The sequence below is a fragment of the Massilia yuzhufengensis genome (assembly GCF_900112225.1).
In the GTDB taxonomy this organism is placed as follows: domain Bacteria; phylum Pseudomonadota; class Gammaproteobacteria; order Burkholderiales; family Burkholderiaceae_D; genus Telluria; species Telluria yuzhufengensis.
The window spans coordinates 1-16,788 of sequence record NZ_FOLD01000029.1 but is presented as its reverse complement, the minus strand read 5'-3'; the positions used below and the strand labels follow the sequence as shown (position 1 = coordinate 16,788).

Here is a 16,788-nt window from a genome sequence, read left to right as displayed (position 1 = left end):
CCGGTGCGTACTCGCGCGTATTCGCTGAACATCAGCCCGACAATTTTTTGGATGCCATGCACAGCAAAGATCTCAAGAAGCCGGACGGACGCAACATTACCTTGTACAGCAACCATCCGATCCCGGAAGGAATCGCTGCGCCCAGCCCCTTCCCCGATCCGCAGCATGCCAACCCCCACCTGCGCTGGCACCCGCTGCGCGGGGAGTGGGTGACCTACGCCGCATTCCGCCAGAACCGCACCTACCAGCCGCCGCCGCAGTACAACCCGCTGGCGCCGGTCAGCGACCCCGAGCACCCCACCGAGATGCCGGCCGGCGACTACGAGATCGCCGTGTTCGACAATCGCTTCCCGTCGCTGGCGCTGGATTCGCACGACCCGCCGTCGCTGACGGTGCCCACCGCTCCGGCCAATGGCCACTGCGAGGTGGTGGTGTTCACGCAAGACCCGCATGCCTCGCTCGCTTCGCTCCCGCTGTCGCGCATCGAACTGCTGCTGGCTGCCTGGGGCGACCGCACCGAGCGCATCGGCAGCCACCAGAACATCCACTACGTATTGCCGTTCGAGAACCGCGGCGCCGAAGTGGGCGTGACCCTGCACCATCCGCACGGCCAGATCTATGCCTACCCCTTCGTGCCGGCGGTGCCGGCGCGCATGCTGGCGCAGGAGCGCGAGTACTTCCTGCAGCACGGCGCCAGCCTGCTGTGCGACATGGCGCGCGACGAAGCGGCCGATGGCAAGCGCGTGCTGTACCAGGACGAGCATGCGATCGCCTTCGTGCCGGCCTGCGCGCGCTACCCCTACGAGGTGTGGGTGATGCCGACTGCGCCCTGCAAGGATTTCGCCGCCCTCGCGCCCGAGGCGCGCGCCGCCCTGGCGCGCGCGCTCAAGACCGTGCTGCTCAAGTTCGAGGCGCTGTGGAACCGGCCCTTCCCCTACCTGATGGCCTGGTACCAGGCGCCCACCGACGGCGCCGCGCATCCGGAAACCCAGCTGCACGCGCAGTTCTACCCGCCATACCGTACCCGCGACCGCCTGAAATACCTGGCCGGGACCGAACTGGCCGCCGGCATGTTCGCGATGGACGTGCTGCCCGAGACCACCGCCTACGAACTGCAGCAGGTGGAGGTGAGCCTGGAGGCCACGCCGGAGAGGCCGGCATGACGGGACTCCAGCAGCGCGCGGCCGAGGTCGCCGACAAGCTGGCGATACTGCGCGCCCACCTGAAGCAGGCGAGCGCCGGCGCCTTCCGCCTGCGCGGCGTCGACTGGTTCGCCTGGGTCACTGCGGGCGGCTCCAGCGCCGTGCTGCACACCACCGATCACGGCGTGGCCGAAGTGCTGGTCACACCCGAGGAAGCCTGCATCCTGACCGACGCCATCGAGGGCGAGCGCCTGCGCGCCGAAGAGATCCCGGAAGGCTTCACCTTTCACATCGAGCCCTGGGCCGAGCCGGAACTGCGCGAGCGCTATGTGCTCAATGCGGCGAGCGGGCGCAGCATCCTGTCGGACCGGCCCGCGCCGTCGGCCGGCCACGGCGAACAGCCGCTGCCCTATGCGCTGCGCCAGCGCCGCCTGGTGCTGGGCGCCGACGAGTGCGAGCGCTACCGCGCGCTGGGGCGCGAAGCGTCGGAGGCGATGGGCGAAGTGCTGCGCATGGCGCGCCCCGACTGGACCGAATACCAGCTGGCCGGGGCCGGCGCCGAAGCGCTGTGGCGGCGCGGCATCCATCCGGCGCTGGTGCTGGCCGCCGGTGAACGGCGCCTGCCGGCCTACCGTCACGCCACGCCCTCGAATGAAGCGATCGGCGCGCGTGCGATGCTGGTGTTCTGCGCCCGCCGCCACGGCCTGTACGCCAACCTGACGCGCTTCGTGAGCTTCGGCCCCGCGCCGCTGGACCAGCAGCGCGCGCTGATGGAGGTCGAGGCGACCGGCCTGGCGGCAGTTCAGGCGGGCAAGTCGCTGGCGGCGGTGTACCATGCGCTGGAGGCGGCCTACCGGCATGCCGACCGCGAAGCGGCGATCCGCGAGCACCACCAGGGCGGCATCACCGGCTACCGGGCACGCGAGATCGTCGCCAGCCCGAGCACCGCGACCTTGCTGGAAGAGGGCATGGCGTTCGCGTTCAACCCGAGCTTCGCGGGCGTGAAAATCGAAGACACTTTCCTGCTCGGCCCGGACGGGCTCGAGAATCTCACGTTCGACCCCGGCTGGCCGGCGGTGGACGTACATGGCCGCAAGCGGCCCCTTTGGCTGGAGCAGCAAACATGGTAAATACCGACAACTTCTTCGGCGGGGCGCCGGAAGTGAACGCGTCGGCGCCCGGGCGCGTCAACCTGCTTGGCGAGCATACCGACTACAACGATGGTTTCATGCTGCCGGTGGCGACCCCGCAGCGCACGCTGGTGGCGATGAGCCGCAGCGGCGACGACCACTTCCATTTCTATTCGCCCACGTTCGACAGCACCGTGACCTTCGCGTCCGGCAGCAGTGCGCCGCAGGGCTTCGGCAGCTACATCGAGGGCTGCATCCGGCTGGTGCAGGCCGAGGGCATCGAGGTGCCGCCGCTGCGCGTGTATGTCACCACCGACTTGCCGGTGGGCTCGGGCCTGTCGTCGTCGGCCGCGCTCGAGGTGGCTACCTTGCGGGCCATGCGCGCGCTGCTCGGTTTCGAGCTCGACGACGTCAAGCTGGCCCGCATCGCCCAGCGCGCGGAAATCGAATACGCGCACGTGAACTGCGGGATCATGGACCAGATGGCGTCCAGCCTGGCTGACGAAACCAATATGCTGTTCATCGACGCCCGCACGCTGGAACACCACCTGGTCAAGATGCCTCCCGATACTGAACTGATCGTGGTCGATTCCGGCATCGCGCGCAAGCTGGCGGCCAGCAAGTACAACGAGCGCCGCGCCGAGTGCGAGGACGCGTCGCGCCGGCTTGGCGTGCAGGCGCTGCGCGACGTGACCGACCCGGCCGCGGTGGAAGGCCTGCCGTCGCCGCAACGCGAGCGCGCGCGCCACGTGGTGCTGGAAAACCTGCGCGTACTGGAAGCGGCGCAGGGCGTGAGCGCCGAACGCTTCGGCGAGCTGATGAACGCATCGCACTTCAGCCTGCGCGACGACTATGAAGTATCGATCCCCGAACTCGACGAACTGTGCGAACACCTGCGCGCAGCCCCCGGCGTGCTCGGGGCGCGCCTGACCGGCGCCGGCTTTGGCGGCGCCTGCGTGGCGTTGTGCCGGGCAGGACAGGCACAGGAAGCTGCCGCCACCGCGCTGGCGGCCTATAACAGGCAAGGACGACAGGGCCGGATACTTGTTCCGGTTCCGACTGAACAGAAAGGACAACAATGAATCAGTTTGAATATCCCCGTCCCCAGCTGGTGCGCGACAACTGGATCAACCTCAACGGAACATGGCGCTTCTGCTTCGACGATGACCTGGTGTACCGGCTGCCCGACAGCGCCCCCGAATGGACCCACGAGATCAAGGTGCCGTTCGCCGTCGAGACTGAACTGAGCGGCATCCAGGACACGGGCTTCCACCGCGCCGTCTGGTATGAACGCGAGTTCGAGCTGGCCCCCAACGGCAAGCGCACCATCCTGCACTTCGGCGCGGTCGACTACGCCGCCCGGGTGTGGGTGAACGGCCGCCTGGTGGCCGAGCACGAGGGCGGCCATACGCCGTTCCAGGCCGACATCACCGGCGTCATGCGCGAAGACGGCAAGCAGGTCGTCACGGTGTTCGTGGAAGACGATCCGGCCGACCTGGCCAAGCCGCGCGGCAAGCAGGACTGGCTGCTCGAACCGCACTCGATCTGGTACCCGCGCACCACGGGCATCTGGCAGACGGTGTGGGTGGAGCAGGTGGAAGACACCTACATCGCCTCGCTGCGCTGGACGCCGATCTTCGAAACCTACGAGATCGGCTGCGAGGTGTTTGCCGCCGGCCACACCCAGCAGGAACTGTTCGTCGAGGTCAAGATATGGCACGGCGAACAGCTGCTGGCCGACGACTACTACAAGCTGCTGGCCGGCGAGGCCAACCGCAAGATCGCGCTGTCCGACCCCGGCATCGACGACTCGCGCAATGAAATCCTGTGGAGCCCGGAGCGCCCGACCTTGCTGGACGCCGAAGTCACGCTGCGCTGCGGCGACCGCGTGCTCGACCGCATCCGCTCGTACACGGCGCTGCGCTCGGTCTCCATCAACCGCGACCGCTTCATGCTCAATGGCCGCCCCTACCAGCTGCGCCTGGTGCTGGACCAGGGCTACTGGCCGGAATCGTTCATGACGGCGCCGTCGGACGAGCACCTGAAGCGCGACGTCGAGCTGGTCAAGCTGATGGGCTTCAACGGCGTGCGCAAGCACCAGAAGATCGAGGACCCGCGCTTCCTGTACTGGGCCGACCGGCTCGGGCTGCTGGTGTGGGAAGAGATGCCATCGGCCTACCGCTTCAGCTCGCGGGCCATCACGCGCATGGTGCGCGAGTGGACCGAGGCGATCCAGCGCGACTACAGCCACCCCTGCATCATCGTATGGGTGGCCTTCAACGAGTCGTGGGGCGTGCCGAACCTGACGCTGACGCAGGCGCACCGCAACGCGGTGGAGGCGCTGTACCACCTGACCCGCACGCTCGATTCGACCCGGCCGGTAATCGGCAACGATGGCTGGGAAGCCTCGGCCACCGACATCCTGGGCATCCACGACTACGACTGCGACCCGGAAAAGGTGATGGCGCGCTACGCGGTGACCGACCCGGTGCGGACCCTGTTCGACCAGCGGCGTCCGGGCGGGCGCATCCTGACACTCGATGGTTTCCCGCACCGCGGCCAGCCGATCGTGCTGACCGAATTCGGCGGCATCGCCTACGATCCGAAGCAGGATCCGGACGCGGACAAGACCACCTGGGGTTATTCGCGCGCGCACTCGGCCGATAGCTACCTGTCGCTGTACCGCAGGCTGCTGCAGGTGGTGAACGAAACCTTCATGTTCAGTGGTTTCTGCTACACGCAGTTCACCGACACCTTCCAGGAGGCCAACGGCCTGCTGAACGCCGACCGCACGCCGAAGCTGCCGTTCGACGTGATCAGCGCCGCCACGCGCAACGTGCCGCTGCAAAAGAAGGACATCGAAACGGAAGGGGACGGCATCCCGGGTGGAACCGGCATGCCGTAAGCAGCCGGCCGCAAGGCAGGCACAAGGCGCGCACCGGGGAACGGTGCGCGTCTTTTTTTACGCCCGCGCGACGGTGTGGCTAGTGCTGGATGGCGCCGGCCGTGACGTTGACCCGGTCGCCGCTGCGGAAGTCGGGCGTGGTGTCCTGGGTGATGACCTGGGTGCTGCCGTCGTCCTTGCGCACCGTAACGCGGTAGGCGTTGGCGCTGCCGGTGGCGCCGGCGAACCCGCTGGACCCGGTGCTGCCGGTGGCGCCGGAGCTGCCCGAGCTGCCCGAGCTGGCGCGCGGCACGACTTCGATCGCCAGCACCGTGCTGTTCGGGCTGGAGCTGGCGCTGGTAGAGGCGCCGGCCTGGGCGCCCGCGGTGCTGGAACCGGTGCTGCCGCTCGCCCCCGTGCTGCCGGACTGGTCCCAGCCGGACGCGCTGCTGGAACCGGTGCTGCCGGCGCTGCCAGAGCTGCCCGAGGAGGCCGAAGTGCCCGCGGCGCCCATGCTGCTGCCGCTGCTCGTGCTGCCGCTGCTGCCGGCGGGGTTGCCGGAGGCATCGGTAGCGCTGCCCGCGCCGTAGCTGCCGGACCCGCCCGTGCCGGTGGTGCCGGTGGCGCTACTGCTGCCCGAGGTGGCGCCGCTGGTTCCGCTGGACGACTCGCTGTCGCCGCGCATGCCGGCACACCCGGTCAGGCCCAGCGCCACAGCAAGCAAGCCCGCCAGGATCATGCTCTGGTGTTTTTGCTTCATGATCAACTCCTTATGGTGGATGTTTTGTTGGATGCGTGACGATGCAGCCTGCCACTTCAAGTAAGAGGCAGGAAGCGCGCCAGCGTTCCAGCTGACCCGGGTTGAAGCTGAGCTGTATCAAAGTGGCCGCGGCGGGCCAATGTTTCAGGAAGGAAGGATCAGCGCTGACGCGCGCTGTCCTGCTGCGGCACGACCATGGCCAGCAGGCTGCTGGCGACGATCGCGGCGCTCACGTCGACCATCCAGTCGCGCACGTCGCCGCTGCGGTAGGGCAGGAAGCTCTGGATGAGCTCGTCGCCAGCGCCCATCAGGGCGATCGCCAGCACCGCCTTGGCGGCGCGCAGGGGGCCGCTGCCGGCGCTGCCGAGGAACCACAGCATGGCGAGGAAGGCATAAGTGAGGCCATGCAGCACCACGCCGGGCGCATATTCGCCCAGTTCGGCGCGCGCGCCCGGGATCGAGCCGGCGACCAGGATGCCGGCATACAGCACGAGGGCCAGCCCGAGGCGGACAGGGCGCAGGCGGGGATCGAGGAGCATCAGCGTCAGGAAAGCGGGCATGGCGGTACGTCGTCGGGGAAACGCCAACGATACCATGCGACCCTGCCGGCCGGCCACCCTTCTGCCTCAGATGCTCAGCGCCGGCCTGCCGTTGGTGTAGTGGGCGTCGAAACAGCTTTCGCAGTCGGCGCAGAACAGGTGCGCCACGCGCACGCTGTTCTGTCGCAGCACGAGCTTCAGGTGGGTCTGCCGGCACTTGGGGCAGAGTTCGCGGACGCTGCCGAAGGTCAGCAGGTTCAGCGGGATGCTGTCGTCGTCGAGCTGGTCGACGACGGCCAAGGGGTTCAGCTCGCTTAATACCAGGCTGCCGTCAAGCTGGTGGCGGCGCCGCGAAGTCGCGGGCTCGGGCGGATGCGCGTAGGACTCGGATACACGTAAATTCATAGGACAGGCTCCCATTATCGTGTTGTGTCGCCGCAGCCCCATGGACGATTCATGGGGCGGAGCTTCATCATAGCCAATTCCCGCGCCGCTTCAAGCGTTACAGGAAGATTTTTGCTGATATGTTGTCAACGTAAGGAAAAAAATGCCCGCCAGGGACTGACGGGCACAACCCAAGATCGGGCCAAGAGACGCATGTTCGGTTAGGTGTGTTGCACGCGGTGCAGCACACCTGCTGCAACCACGCATATCGGTTGCGTGTATCGCAGGTGATTCAAAGTATACGGGCTGATTGTGACCACGGTGTGACCCTGGTCAAACGTGGGCCTGTGAACTCGAACCGGGCGGGACGTTCGTGATCTCAACAATATCGCGCAGGACGCGCAAAAAAAAGCCCGCTCAGGGCGGGCTTAAAACTATTTTCTTGGAGGAGAATAGTGGAGACAGGTGTAATTATGCTGCTCCGCAAAATATATGTCTAATTTAGTATTCGGATACCAGACATTGATTTAACGCATATCTCCGCGATTTACGCGCGCACGGGAACTGTATAGTTAAGCGCCATGCGCCCGCCATCCGCATACAGGGTCTGGCCGGTCATGTACGAGGCGTCGTCGCTCGCCAGGAAGGCGGCGATCCCCGCTACTTCTTCCGGCTCGCCGCAGCGGCCGAGGGGCGTGCGCGACAGGATGGTATGGCGCGCTTCCGGGCTGCCGAGCACGGCTTTCTTGGCCAGTTCCGTCAAGATCGTGCCCGGGCCGATGGCATTCACGCGAATGCCGTGTTCGGCCAGGCTGATCGCCGCGACGCGGGTCAGCTGGTTGACGCCGCCTTTCGATACCACATACGGCACCTGGTTCGGGATGGTCAGCTCGGCATTGACGCTCGACATATTGATGATGCAGCCGCTCTGGCGCTTGACCATCTCGCGCGCCGCCGCCTGGCTGCACAGGAACATCGATTTCAGGTTAATACGCAGCACCCGGTCGAAATCGTCTTCGGCCAGGTCGAGGAAGTCGGCAGCGTGGGTCACGCCGGCATTGTTGATGAGGATATCGATCTGGCCGAAGGCGGCCAGGGTGGCGGCGATCATCGCGTCGACATCCGGCTTCAGGCTGACGTCGGCGTGGCAGTAGCGCGCCATCTCGCCCAGGGCCGCGGCGGCGTCGGCGCCCTCCGGACGAATATCCACGAGCATCACGCGCGCGCCTTCCTGCGCAAGGCGCTGGGCGCAGGCAAGGCCGATGCCCTGGCTGGCGCCGGTAACGATCGCGATTTTGTTGGCTAGTCTCATGGCGGGCTTTCAAGAAAATTCGAAACCGCGATTGTAACCAGAGCCGATGCCGGCCAGTGGCCGGCGTTGAAACCGCAGCGCCTTACAGCATCAGCGGCTGGTCCGGCAGCTCGTTGGCGCGCGCGCCGTCGGCCGGGAAGTGCTGCTGCAGCAAAGCGTTCACCTGGCCGATGGCGGCCAGGGTGGCATCGTGAAACTGGCCGGCGCGGAAGCCCTCGGTCATGGTCCGGCACACGGCCTGCCAGGTGCTGCTGTCGATCTTGCGGTCGATCCCGCGGTCCGCCACGATATCGACCTTGTGCTCGGCCAGGTTGATGTAGATGAGCACGCCGCAATTGTCTTCGGTGTCCCACACGCCGTAGTCGGCGAACAGGGCCAGCGCGCGCTGGCGGTTGCTCACGCCGTCCCAGGCCTCGTCGAAGGGCAGGGCCTTCTCGACGATCAGGCGCACTTCGCCGCGGTGGGTCTGCTCGCCGGCGGTGATGGCGGCGCTGATGGCCGCCAGGGTTGGTTCAGGAAACGCGCGCCTGGCGTCGCCGTTGCTGCTGCCGAGGTGGCGCCATGCGCGCCGGATGCGCTGTCCCATGCCAATGTCCATGCTCATTACCAGTCTCCCGAGGCGCCGCCGCCGTCAAAGCTGCCGCCACCGCCGGAAAAGCCGCCGCCACCGAATCCGCCTCCACCTCCACCGAAGCCGCCCCCACCGCCGCGGCCAATGCCGCCGATGAGGTTGCCGAGGATGATGCCGGTGGCAACATTGCCCAGGCCACTGCTGCTGCGGCCCCAATGATTCGGGGACAGGCGGCTGCGGCGTGGTTTGAAGATCGAACGCAGCATGGTGAAGCCGATGACCAGCGCCAGGATGCCGAAGATCGAGAAGCCGCCCCCGCCGCTGTCTTGCGCGGCCTGGCGCTGCGGCGCCTGCTGCTGGGCCGGGGCAGGGAAGCTTTCCTTGTTGAGCAGGGTGGCGATGGCGCCGACGCCGGCCACCAGGCCTTCGTAATAATGGTTCTGGCGGAAGTGCGGTGCGATCACATCCTGCAGGATGCGTTTCGACTGGGCGTCGGTCAGCACGCCCTGCACGCCGCGCCCGGACTCGATGCGCAGCCTGCGCAGCGCACTCGGGTTGTCGCGCGCCACCATCAGCAGCACGCCATCGTCGACGCCCTTGCGGCCGAGCTTCCAGGCATCGGTGACGCGGATGCTGTACTGCTCGATCGCTTCAGGCTCGGTCGATTTCACCAGCAGCACCGCGATCTGGCTGCCGGTGCGGGCTTCGTAGTCGGCCAGCACCGCCGTGAGGCGCTCGCGCTGGCTGGCGTCGAGCATGCCGGCTTCGTCGACCACGCGGCCGCTCAGCGCGGGCACCGGCTTGAGCTGGGCGAAGGCCGGCGTGGCCAGCACGCATGCCAGCAGCAGGGCCCACAGCGAATGCAGGAAGCTGGCCTTGGTGAACGCGCGCATTGTTTATTTGCCGAAGTTGACCGTCGGTGCGGTCGAAATCGCTTTTTCGTTCTCGACCGTGAACGAGGGCTTGGTTTCGTAGCCGAAGACCATGGCGGTCAGGTTGGTCGGGAACTTGCGCACGGTGACGTTGTAGTCCTGCACCGCCGCGATGTAGCGCTGGCGTGCGACCGTGATGCGGTTCTCGGTGCCTTCCAGCTGCGACTGCAGGTCGCGGAAACTGGTGTCGGCTTTGAGGTCTGGATATTTCTCGGACACGACCATCAGACGTGACAGCGCGCCGGACAGCTCGCCCTGCACTTGCTGGAATTTCTGGAACGCTTCAGGATTGTTCAGCACTTCCGGCGTGATCTGGAAACTGGTGGCCGCGGCGCGCGCACGGGTCACGGCCTCGAGCGTTTCGCGCTCGTGCGAGGCGTAGCCCTTGACGGTATTGACCAGGTTGGGGATCAGGTCGGCACGGCGCTGGTACTGGTTAACCACTTCACCCCAGGCGGCCTTGGTCGCCTCGTCCTTGGATTGGAAATCGTTGTAGCCGCAGCCGGACAGGAGCGAAGCAAAAATGGCGAGCACCAGGGTACCGGTCCAGCGCGCGAAGAAGGTAGAAGTCATGATTGTCGTATCCACGGCAAGTTGTCGAATGGTCAAAATATACATGATGTAAAGATCTTCTGGCGCATCATCGCGGAGCGCCCGGCGACGGGCCATGGCTGGCGGGTACAATATGGGGGTTTGCAATCAGAAATAACAAGGGGCCCAACGTGACTTTCATCGACAAGCTTTCCGCGGCATGGACCCGCAATAACTCGCTGCTGTGTGTCGGGCTCGACCCCGACCTGGCGCGCTTCCCGGCCCACCTGGCCGGCCAGCCGGACGCCATCGTCCAGTTCTGCCGGGCGATCATCGACGCCACCGCCGACCTGGCCTGCGCCTTCAAGCCGCAGATCGCCTACTTCGCGGCGCTGGGCGCCGAAGCGCAGCTGGAGCAGATCTGCACCTACCTGCGCACCAGCTACCCGCACATCCCGCTGGTGCTCGACGCCAAGCGCGGCGACATCGGCGCCACCGCCCACCAGTATGCGCGCGAAGCTTTTGACCGCTACGGCGCCGACGCGGTGACGGTCAGCCCGTATATGGGCTTCGATTCGGTCGAGCCCTACCTGGAATGGGCTGACCGCGGCGTGATCGTGCTTTGCCGCACCTCGAATGCGGGCGGGTCGGACCTGCAATTCCTCGATGTCGGCGGCCGCCCGCTGTACCAGCATGTGGCCCAGCTGGTGGCGGAGAAATGGAACCGCAACGGCCAGCTGGCGCTGGTGGTGGGGGCGACCTTCCCGGACGAGATTGCGCAGGTGCGCAAGCTGGTGGGGGACATGCCGCTGTTGATTCCCGGGGTGGGCGCGCAGGGCGGGGATGTGGAGGCGACCGTGCGGGCGGGACGCACGGCTAGCGGGACGGGGATGATGATCAATTCGTCGCGGGCGATCCTGTATGCGGCGCCGCTGGAGGGGGAAGATTTTGCGGCGGCGGCGCGCAGGGTGGCGCGCGAGACCCGTGATGCGATCAATGGGGCGCGGGGGTAAGGAATCGTTCGTGGCGTGCTTATAACTTGGGTTCCGGCCTGCGCCGGAACGACGTGCTGGTTGTAGTGTCCGAAAATCTGCTAACAGTGTTTTCCAGCTAACCGCGAAACCGTCGTCCCGGCGAAGGCGGGAACAATGCCACTGGCATTGTCCCCCCCAATTTCGTCACACAGCCGCGCGCTCACGCAGCGCGCGCAGCGCGAACCAACAGCAACTCAATGCTGACTAGGCGCAATCATCTCCACATAGTCATACAACGCCGCCAGGATCTCCTCGGCCCGCTCATCCGCCGTCTCCTGCAGCGCATCGATCTCCCCAAACAGCTGGTCCACCGTCCGTGCTCCGCCAGCCCCGTCGAACAGGCGCGCGGCGCGGTGGTCTTCCCATTGCTGCATTTCTTCCGGCGACAAAGTCTGCGGGAAGTTGCGCGCACGGTAGCGGAAGAACAGCTCGCCCAGGCGCTCATCCTCGAAGGATGGCCGCATGCCGGCCAGCGCCGCGGGTTTTTCATGGCGCAGCGATTCGAGCTTGCGGCGGTCGCCGTTGCTGACGAAACCGCCATACAGGTCTTCGTCCACGTCCACTTCTACGCTGGACGCCGGCTTCTGGAACACCTGCGCCCAGATCGCCGTCATGTTGCGCCCGGCCGCGGCCAGCGCCGCGTGCGCGCGGCCGCGCTCCAGGTCGATGTCCCAGCGCGTGGCCATGGCCGGCTGCAGGGTCTTGAGGTTCCCGACCAGCATCGGCGACTTGTTCAGGTGGACGCTCTTGATCGGCAGCCGCGTCATCCCTTCGGGCATGTCCGCGCTCCTGGTGAACATGCGCTGGCGGATCGTGTCGACGTCCAGTGCAAACAGTTCGGACGGATCGTGGCGGCAGTCCCACACCAGGATTTCGTTCTTGTTGGTCGGGTGCTGGGCCAGCGGCCACACCAGGCCCATGCAGCCGTACTCGACCGGGAACATTCCCGAGACATGCAGGAAGGGCTGGCGCTGGCCCGGCTCCAGGTGCAGGCCCATCTCGGCGGCCACACGGTCCTTGCGGCGCAGCTCCAGGCAGAAATCGAACAGCTTCGGCTGCTTCTGGCGGATCAGGCGCGCCAGCGCGATGGTGGCGCGCACGTCCGACAGCGCGTCGTGGGCGGCGTCGTGCGCCAGGCCATTGGCGGCGCTCAAGTGTTCCAGGCGGAAGCTCGGCTTGCCGTCCTCGCGGATGGGCCACTCGATGCCGTCCGGGCGCAGCGCGTAAGTCATGCGGACCACGTCCAGCAGGTCCCAGCGGCCGCAGCCGTTTTGCCATTCGCGCGCGTACGGGTCGATCAGGCTGCGCCAGAACAGGTGGCGCGTCACTTCGTCGTCGAAGCGGATGGTGTTGTAGCCCACGCCGATGGTGCCTGGCTCGCTGAAGGCGGCCTCGATCTGGCGCGCGAATTCGTGCTCGGGCACGCCCCGTTCCAGGCAATGCTGGGGCGTGATGCCGGTGATCAGGCAGGATTGCGGGTCGGGCAGGAAGTCCGGCGCCGGCTGGCAGTACAGCATGACCGGTTCGCCGATCTCGTTGAGTTCGGCGTCGGTGCGGATGGCGGCGAACTGGGCCGGGCGGTCACGGCGCGGGATCGCGCCGAAGGTTTCGTAGTCGTGCCAGAGGAAGGTATGCGTGCTCATGTCTTGTTATCGTGTCGCCACTCGGCGGGCAGGCGCCATGGTGGCACAGAATGGGCGCGGCGTCAGCCTCGCCGCTCAGACGCTGACGCGATCGCGTCCGGCTTCCTTGGCGCGGTACAGCGCGGTGTCGGCGGCCGCCACCAGCGCATGCTCGTCGCCGCCCGCTTCCAGGCAGGCGACCCCGAAGGAGCCCGTGATGTGGGGGAGCGGAAGGCGCATGTCGGGGAACACCATGGCGGTGCGCAGCCGTTCGGCCAGGCGCTCGGCGACGATGCCGGCCAGGTCGAGGTGGGTATCCGGCAGCACGGCCAGCAATTCTTCGCCGCCATAGCGCACCGCGAAGTCGGACGGGCGCAGCGAATCGCGGATCACGCCCGCCGCGGCCGACAGGGCGGCATCGCCGGCGATGTGGCCGTGGGTGTCGTTGAAGCGCTTGAAATGGTCGAGGTCGATCATGATGACCGACAGCGGGCTGCCGTCCTGCAGGGCGCGCGCCGCCAGCTTGGGCAGCATTTCGTTGAGCCAGGCCCGGTTGTAGAGCCCGGTCAGTCCGTCGTTGAGCGACAATTGGCGGTAGAACTCGCCCAGCTTCTGGCGGCGTTTCAGTTGCGCATTGGCGGCGCGCACGCGGAAAGAGAGCAGGCGCAGCAGGTTACGCGCCAGTACGTTCGAGCGGTCAATCAATTGCCACACGAGTTCCGGTTCGATCACCAGCAACTCGCAATCTTCGAGCGCCGTCATCGCGGCCAGGTTCACGGCGTCGTCCAGCACCGCTTGCTCGCCCACGCTTTCGCCGGGGAAGACCCGGGTGACGCCGCCGTCGTCGTTGCCGCTGTGGGCGTCCGGCGCCACTTCCAGCGTGCCGGACAGCACGATATACAGGCGCGCCCGCAAGCCATCCTCGACCTGCTGGCCAGCGGCCAGGCGCACCACCGCGCACGGGGCGAGCGCGGCCGTGACGGCCGGGTCTTCGGCGTCGCGGAACAGCTGCAGCTCGCCCATGGCGTAGCGGGATGCACCGAAGGTGCCAATCTGGTTCAAGGGAGGTCTCTTGCGGGAAATGTCCTTACGTCTTGGAATGATAACCCATTGCAACTGATGAGCGCGCGCTGGCGTTCCATAAACAACAGTGGTCCAATAGCGGCCATGACTTTCCATCCTGACCACCTGATCGACGCCCTTGGCCACCAGCATGTGCCGGCGCCCGGCGCCCGCATCGTGTCGCTGGTGCCATCGATTACCGAATTATTATGCGATCTCGGGCTCGGGCCCCAGCTCGTCGGGCGCACCGGCTTCTGCATCCACCCCCGCGACACCGTCGAACACATCCCCAAGGTCGGCGGCACCAAGGACGTGAACATCGAGAAGATCCGCAAGCTCGCGCCCACTCACCTGGTGGTCAATATCGACGAGAACGAAAAGCCCACGGTGGAGGAGTTGGCGCAGTTCGTGCCCAACATCGTGGTGACGCACCCGCTGGTTCCCCGCGATAACCTGGCGCTGGCGCGGCTGATGGGCGGGATCTTCGGCGTGGACACCGCGGCGCAGCAGTGGTGCGGCGCGTTCGAAGCGGAATATGCGGCCCTGAAGGCGCTGCCCCCGGCGCCGGCGCGCACCGTCCTGTACTGCATCTGGCAGGATCCGTGGATGAGCGTGTCGGGCGAGACCTATATCGCGGCCATGCTGGCGGAGCTGGGCTGGCGGGTGCCGCGGCTGGGCGAGGCGCGCTATCCGCGCTTCGACTGGTCGGAACAGATCGTGGGCCAGCTCGACGCGGTGCTGCTCTCGACCGAACCCTACCGCTTTACGGAAGCGCATGCGGACACGCTCGAGAAGCAGCTGGGCATTCCGGTACTGCTGGTCGATGGGGAGATGATGTCGTGGTACGGCAGCCGCGCGCTGGCGGGCCTGCGCTATCTGCGTGAACTGAGGGCGATGCTGGAAGGCGGCTCCTGACCAGGCATCGACCGGATCAGGAGCCGCCCACCTTTGGGAAATCAGGAATCGGTCAGGTGCTTGTCCGACAGCGGATCGATGTCGCCATCGAGGTCCGTCGCCACCGCGGCAACCGACACGTGCTTGTTCTTGTCCGCCAGGCGTCCCAGTGCGCTGTCGAGGGCACGGGCGAGTTTGCCGCCGGCGTTCTTGATCGACTGGTGCAGTTCGGTCGCGTGCTCATGCACGACGATTGGCTGGTAGCCGCTCACGCGCGCTTCCATCATGCAGGAATTGCCGCCGTCGGCATGCTTTTCCTTGTTGTCGTCGCTCAGGTGGACGTCGACGCGGGTGACTTGTTCGCCGAAACGGCCGATCGAACCCTGGATCACGGTTTCCACGTGTTCATCCAGGCCTTGGTGTTTTTGAATGGTACGGTCGGTGTTGACGTTGATTTGCATAAGATTGCTCCTTGTGACATAACATCTTCATCTTACCCGCGGCGTCGATTTTGCCGCGTCCTGTTATGTCACGTGGGGCCGGTCCGGCAGCTTGCAAGACCGGCATCATGACAATCAAGCCACTTTTTCCGCCGCTTCCTTCTCGTGGTGGGGGAAACGGTCCATGCGCGAGAGTACCGGGAACAGCACCGCCCACAGCCCGGTCACGGCCAGCGTAGCCGCGCCGCCCAGCAGGATCGCGCGCACCAGCCCCAGCCAGCCGGCGGTCACGCCCGATTCGAATTCGCCCAGTTCGTTCGAAGCGCCGATGAACACCGAGTTCACCGCACTCACGCGCCCGCGGATGTCGTCCGGCGTCTCGTACTGCACCAGCAGATGGCGGATATACACGCTCACCATGTCGCCCGCGCCCAGGATGAACAGGGCGGCCAGGGCCACCGGGAAGCTGCTGGTCAGGCCCATCACCAGCGTGCACAGGCCGAACACGGCGACGCCGCCGAACATCCACAGCCCGACCCGGCGCGTGATCGGATAAAACGCCAGCAGGATCGAACACAGCGCGGCGCCGAGGCCCGGCGCGGTGCGCAGCAGGCCCAGCGCCTGCGGCCCGGCATGCAGCACGTCGTGGGCATAGGCGGGGAGCAGGGCGGTGGCGCCGCCGAACAGCACCGCGAACAGGTCGAGCGAGATCGCGCCCAGCACGATCGGGCGCGACTTCACGAACTTCAGGCCCTCGAGCAGCGACTGCCAGCTCACCGGCCCCTGGCTGCGCGCCTGCCTGGCCGCGCGCGTGCCCGACATGCACAGCACCGCGGTGGCCAGCAGGCAGGCCGCGACCACGTGCACGGTCATCGGACCGAAGGCATACAGCAGGCCGCCGATGATCGGGCCCGCGATCACGGCCACGTGGAAGGTCGACGAACTCAGGGCCACGGCCTGGCTGAAGGCGTGGTCGGGCACCAGGTTTTTCAGTACCGCCTGCGAGGCCGGCATCATGAAGGCGCGGGCGGAGCCGAACAGCACCAGGATCGCGAACACCGGCCACACGATGCTGCTGCCGCTGGCCGTGAAGCCCACCAGCAGCAGGCTGCACAGCAGCTGCGTGGCCATGCACAGCAGGACGATGTTGCGGCGGTTGTGGCGGTCGGCCACGTGGCCGGCCCACAGGATCAGTACCAGGAAGGGCGCGAACTGCGCCAGGCCGATCAGGCCGAGGTCGAACAGGCTGCCGGTGATCTGGTACACCTGCCAGCCGATGGCGACGCTCTGCATCTGCACGGCGAGGGTGCCGAGGAAGCGGGCGGAAAGGTAGAAGGCGAGGTTACGGTTGCGCAGGACGGCCAGGCCGCTGGACGGGGACAGCAGGGACATGAAAGGCTTTCTGGGATGATGCTTAAGCTGGTCAGCCCGTCATTCTGCCCGAAACAGGGATTCTACGTAGACAGAATGTATTGACCTACCAACCTCAACAAGCGCGGGTTACGCTGAGGGTTGGTGAACCTTTCGGCGCAGAGCCGCAATTGAGGAGGT

At 66.4% G+C, this 16,788-nt stretch carries 17 protein-coding genes; 6 read left to right on the top strand and 11 right to left on the bottom strand.

Annotation, left to right across the window (positions count from 1 at the left end; all coding sequences use genetic code 11):
- Nucleotides 1–56 precede the first annotated feature (56 nt).
- The 4 genes from galT to BM031_RS19825 are packed head-to-tail and all read left to right on the top strand — an operon-like array spanning nt 57 to nt 5,177.
- Nucleotides 57–1,163 carry a galactose-1-phosphate uridylyltransferase gene (gene galT / locus BM031_RS19840; RefSeq protein ID WP_091876333.1) on the top strand — a complete coding sequence of 369 codons (1,107 nt, stop codon included), beginning with the start codon at nt 57–59 and terminating at the stop codon, nt 1,161–1,163.
- A complete protein-coding gene (locus BM031_RS19835; RefSeq protein ID WP_091876288.1) occupies nt 1,160–2,272 on the top strand; it encodes a M24 family metallopeptidase in 1,113 nt (370 codons plus the stop codon). Before galT ends, BM031_RS19835 begins: the two co-directional genes overlap by 4 nt.
- Nucleotides 2,266–3,354: a galactokinase gene (galK, locus tag BM031_RS19830; RefSeq protein WP_091876287.1), complete on the top strand. Its 1,089-nt coding sequence runs from the start codon at nt 2,266–2,268 to the stop codon at nt 3,352–3,354. The genes BM031_RS19835 and galK overlap by 7 nt, the downstream gene beginning before the upstream one ends.
- Complete coding sequence (locus BM031_RS19825; protein ID WP_091876286.1) at nt 3,351–5,177, top strand: glycoside hydrolase family 2 protein; 1,827 nt, start codon at nt 3,351–3,353, stop codon at nt 5,175–5,177. Before galK ends, BM031_RS19825 begins: the two co-directional genes overlap by 4 nt.
- Nucleotides 5,178–5,256: 79 nt before the next feature.
- Here the strand turns inward: BM031_RS19825 and BM031_RS19820 are convergent, their stop codons facing one another.
- The 7 genes from BM031_RS19820 to BM031_RS19790 all read right to left on the bottom strand — a co-directional run bounded on the left by BM031_RS19820 (nt 5,257) and on the right by BM031_RS19790 (nt 10,227).
- Entirely contained in the window at nt 5,257–5,916 is a 660-nt protein-coding gene (locus BM031_RS19820; RefSeq protein ID WP_091876285.1) for a hypothetical protein, read from the bottom strand.
- A gap of 158 nt (nt 5,917–6,074) precedes the next feature.
- Nucleotides 6,075–6,476, bottom strand: a complete 402-nt coding sequence (locus BM031_RS19815) for a VanZ family protein (RefSeq protein WP_091876284.1) — start codon at nt 6,474–6,476, stop codon at nt 6,075–6,077.
- 66 nt (nt 6,477–6,542) lie between these two features.
- Nucleotides 6,543–6,860 carry a hypothetical protein gene (locus BM031_RS19810; RefSeq protein WP_091876283.1) on the bottom strand — a complete coding sequence of 106 codons (318 nt, stop codon included), beginning with the start codon at nt 6,858–6,860 and terminating at the stop codon, nt 6,543–6,545.
- Between the two features lie 526 nt (nt 6,861–7,386).
- Complete coding sequence (locus BM031_RS19805) at nt 7,387–8,151, bottom strand: SDR family NAD(P)-dependent oxidoreductase (RefSeq protein ID WP_091876282.1); 765 nt, start codon at nt 8,149–8,151, stop codon at nt 7,387–7,389.
- A gap of 82 nt (nt 8,152–8,233) precedes the next feature.
- Nucleotides 8,234–8,755 (bottom strand): TPM domain-containing protein, encoded by a 522-nt coding sequence (locus tag BM031_RS19800; RefSeq protein ID WP_229409060.1) that lies wholly within the window; start codon nt 8,753–8,755, stop codon nt 8,234–8,236.
- Complete coding sequence (locus BM031_RS19795) at nt 8,755–9,615, bottom strand: TPM domain-containing protein (RefSeq protein ID WP_091876281.1); 861 nt, start codon at nt 9,613–9,615, stop codon at nt 8,755–8,757. Before BM031_RS19795 ends, BM031_RS19800 begins: the two co-directional genes overlap by 1 nt.
- A gap of 3 nt (nt 9,616–9,618) precedes the next feature.
- Nucleotides 9,619–10,227 (bottom strand): LemA family protein, encoded by a 609-nt coding sequence (locus tag BM031_RS19790; protein ID WP_091876280.1) that lies wholly within the window; start codon nt 10,225–10,227, stop codon nt 9,619–9,621.
- A gap of 149 nt (nt 10,228–10,376) precedes the next feature.
- On the opposite strand from BM031_RS19790, the gene pyrF reads away from it, so the two are divergent.
- A complete protein-coding gene (gene pyrF, locus BM031_RS19785) occupies nt 10,377–11,198 on the top strand; it encodes an orotidine-5'-phosphate decarboxylase (protein WP_091876279.1) in 822 nt (273 codons plus the stop codon).
- 215 nt (nt 11,199–11,413) lie between these two features.
- On the opposite strand, the gene sbcB is transcribed toward pyrF, so the two are convergent.
- Both sbcB and BM031_RS19775 read right to left on the bottom strand, forming a co-directional pair.
- Nucleotides 11,414–12,862 carry an exodeoxyribonuclease I gene (gene sbcB, locus BM031_RS19780; RefSeq protein WP_091876278.1) on the bottom strand — a complete coding sequence of 483 codons (1,449 nt, stop codon included), beginning with the start codon at nt 12,860–12,862 and terminating at the stop codon, nt 11,414–11,416.
- Nucleotides 12,863–12,937: 75 nt separating this feature from the next.
- Nucleotides 12,938–13,903: a GGDEF domain-containing protein gene (locus BM031_RS19775; protein ID WP_091876277.1), complete on the bottom strand. Its 966-nt coding sequence runs from the start codon at nt 13,901–13,903 to the stop codon at nt 12,938–12,940.
- A 105-nt stretch (nt 13,904–14,008) separates the two neighbouring features.
- On the opposite strand from BM031_RS19775, the gene BM031_RS19770 reads away from it, so the two are divergent.
- Entirely contained in the window at nt 14,009–14,818 is an 810-nt protein-coding gene (locus tag BM031_RS19770) for a helical backbone metal receptor (protein WP_091876276.1), read from the top strand.
- Between the two features lie 41 nt (nt 14,819–14,859).
- Here BM031_RS19770 and BM031_RS19765 read toward each other — a convergent pair whose 3' ends face one another.
- Complete coding sequence (locus tag BM031_RS19765) at nt 14,860–15,258, bottom strand: HPF/RaiA family ribosome-associated protein (RefSeq protein WP_091876275.1); 399 nt, start codon at nt 15,256–15,258, stop codon at nt 14,860–14,862.
- A gap of 114 nt (nt 15,259–15,372) precedes the next feature.
- Nucleotides 15,373–16,629: an MFS transporter gene (locus tag BM031_RS19760; RefSeq protein ID WP_091876274.1), complete on the bottom strand. Its 1,257-nt coding sequence runs from the start codon at nt 16,627–16,629 to the stop codon at nt 15,373–15,375.
- Between the last annotated feature and the right edge of the window lie 159 nt (nt 16,630–16,788).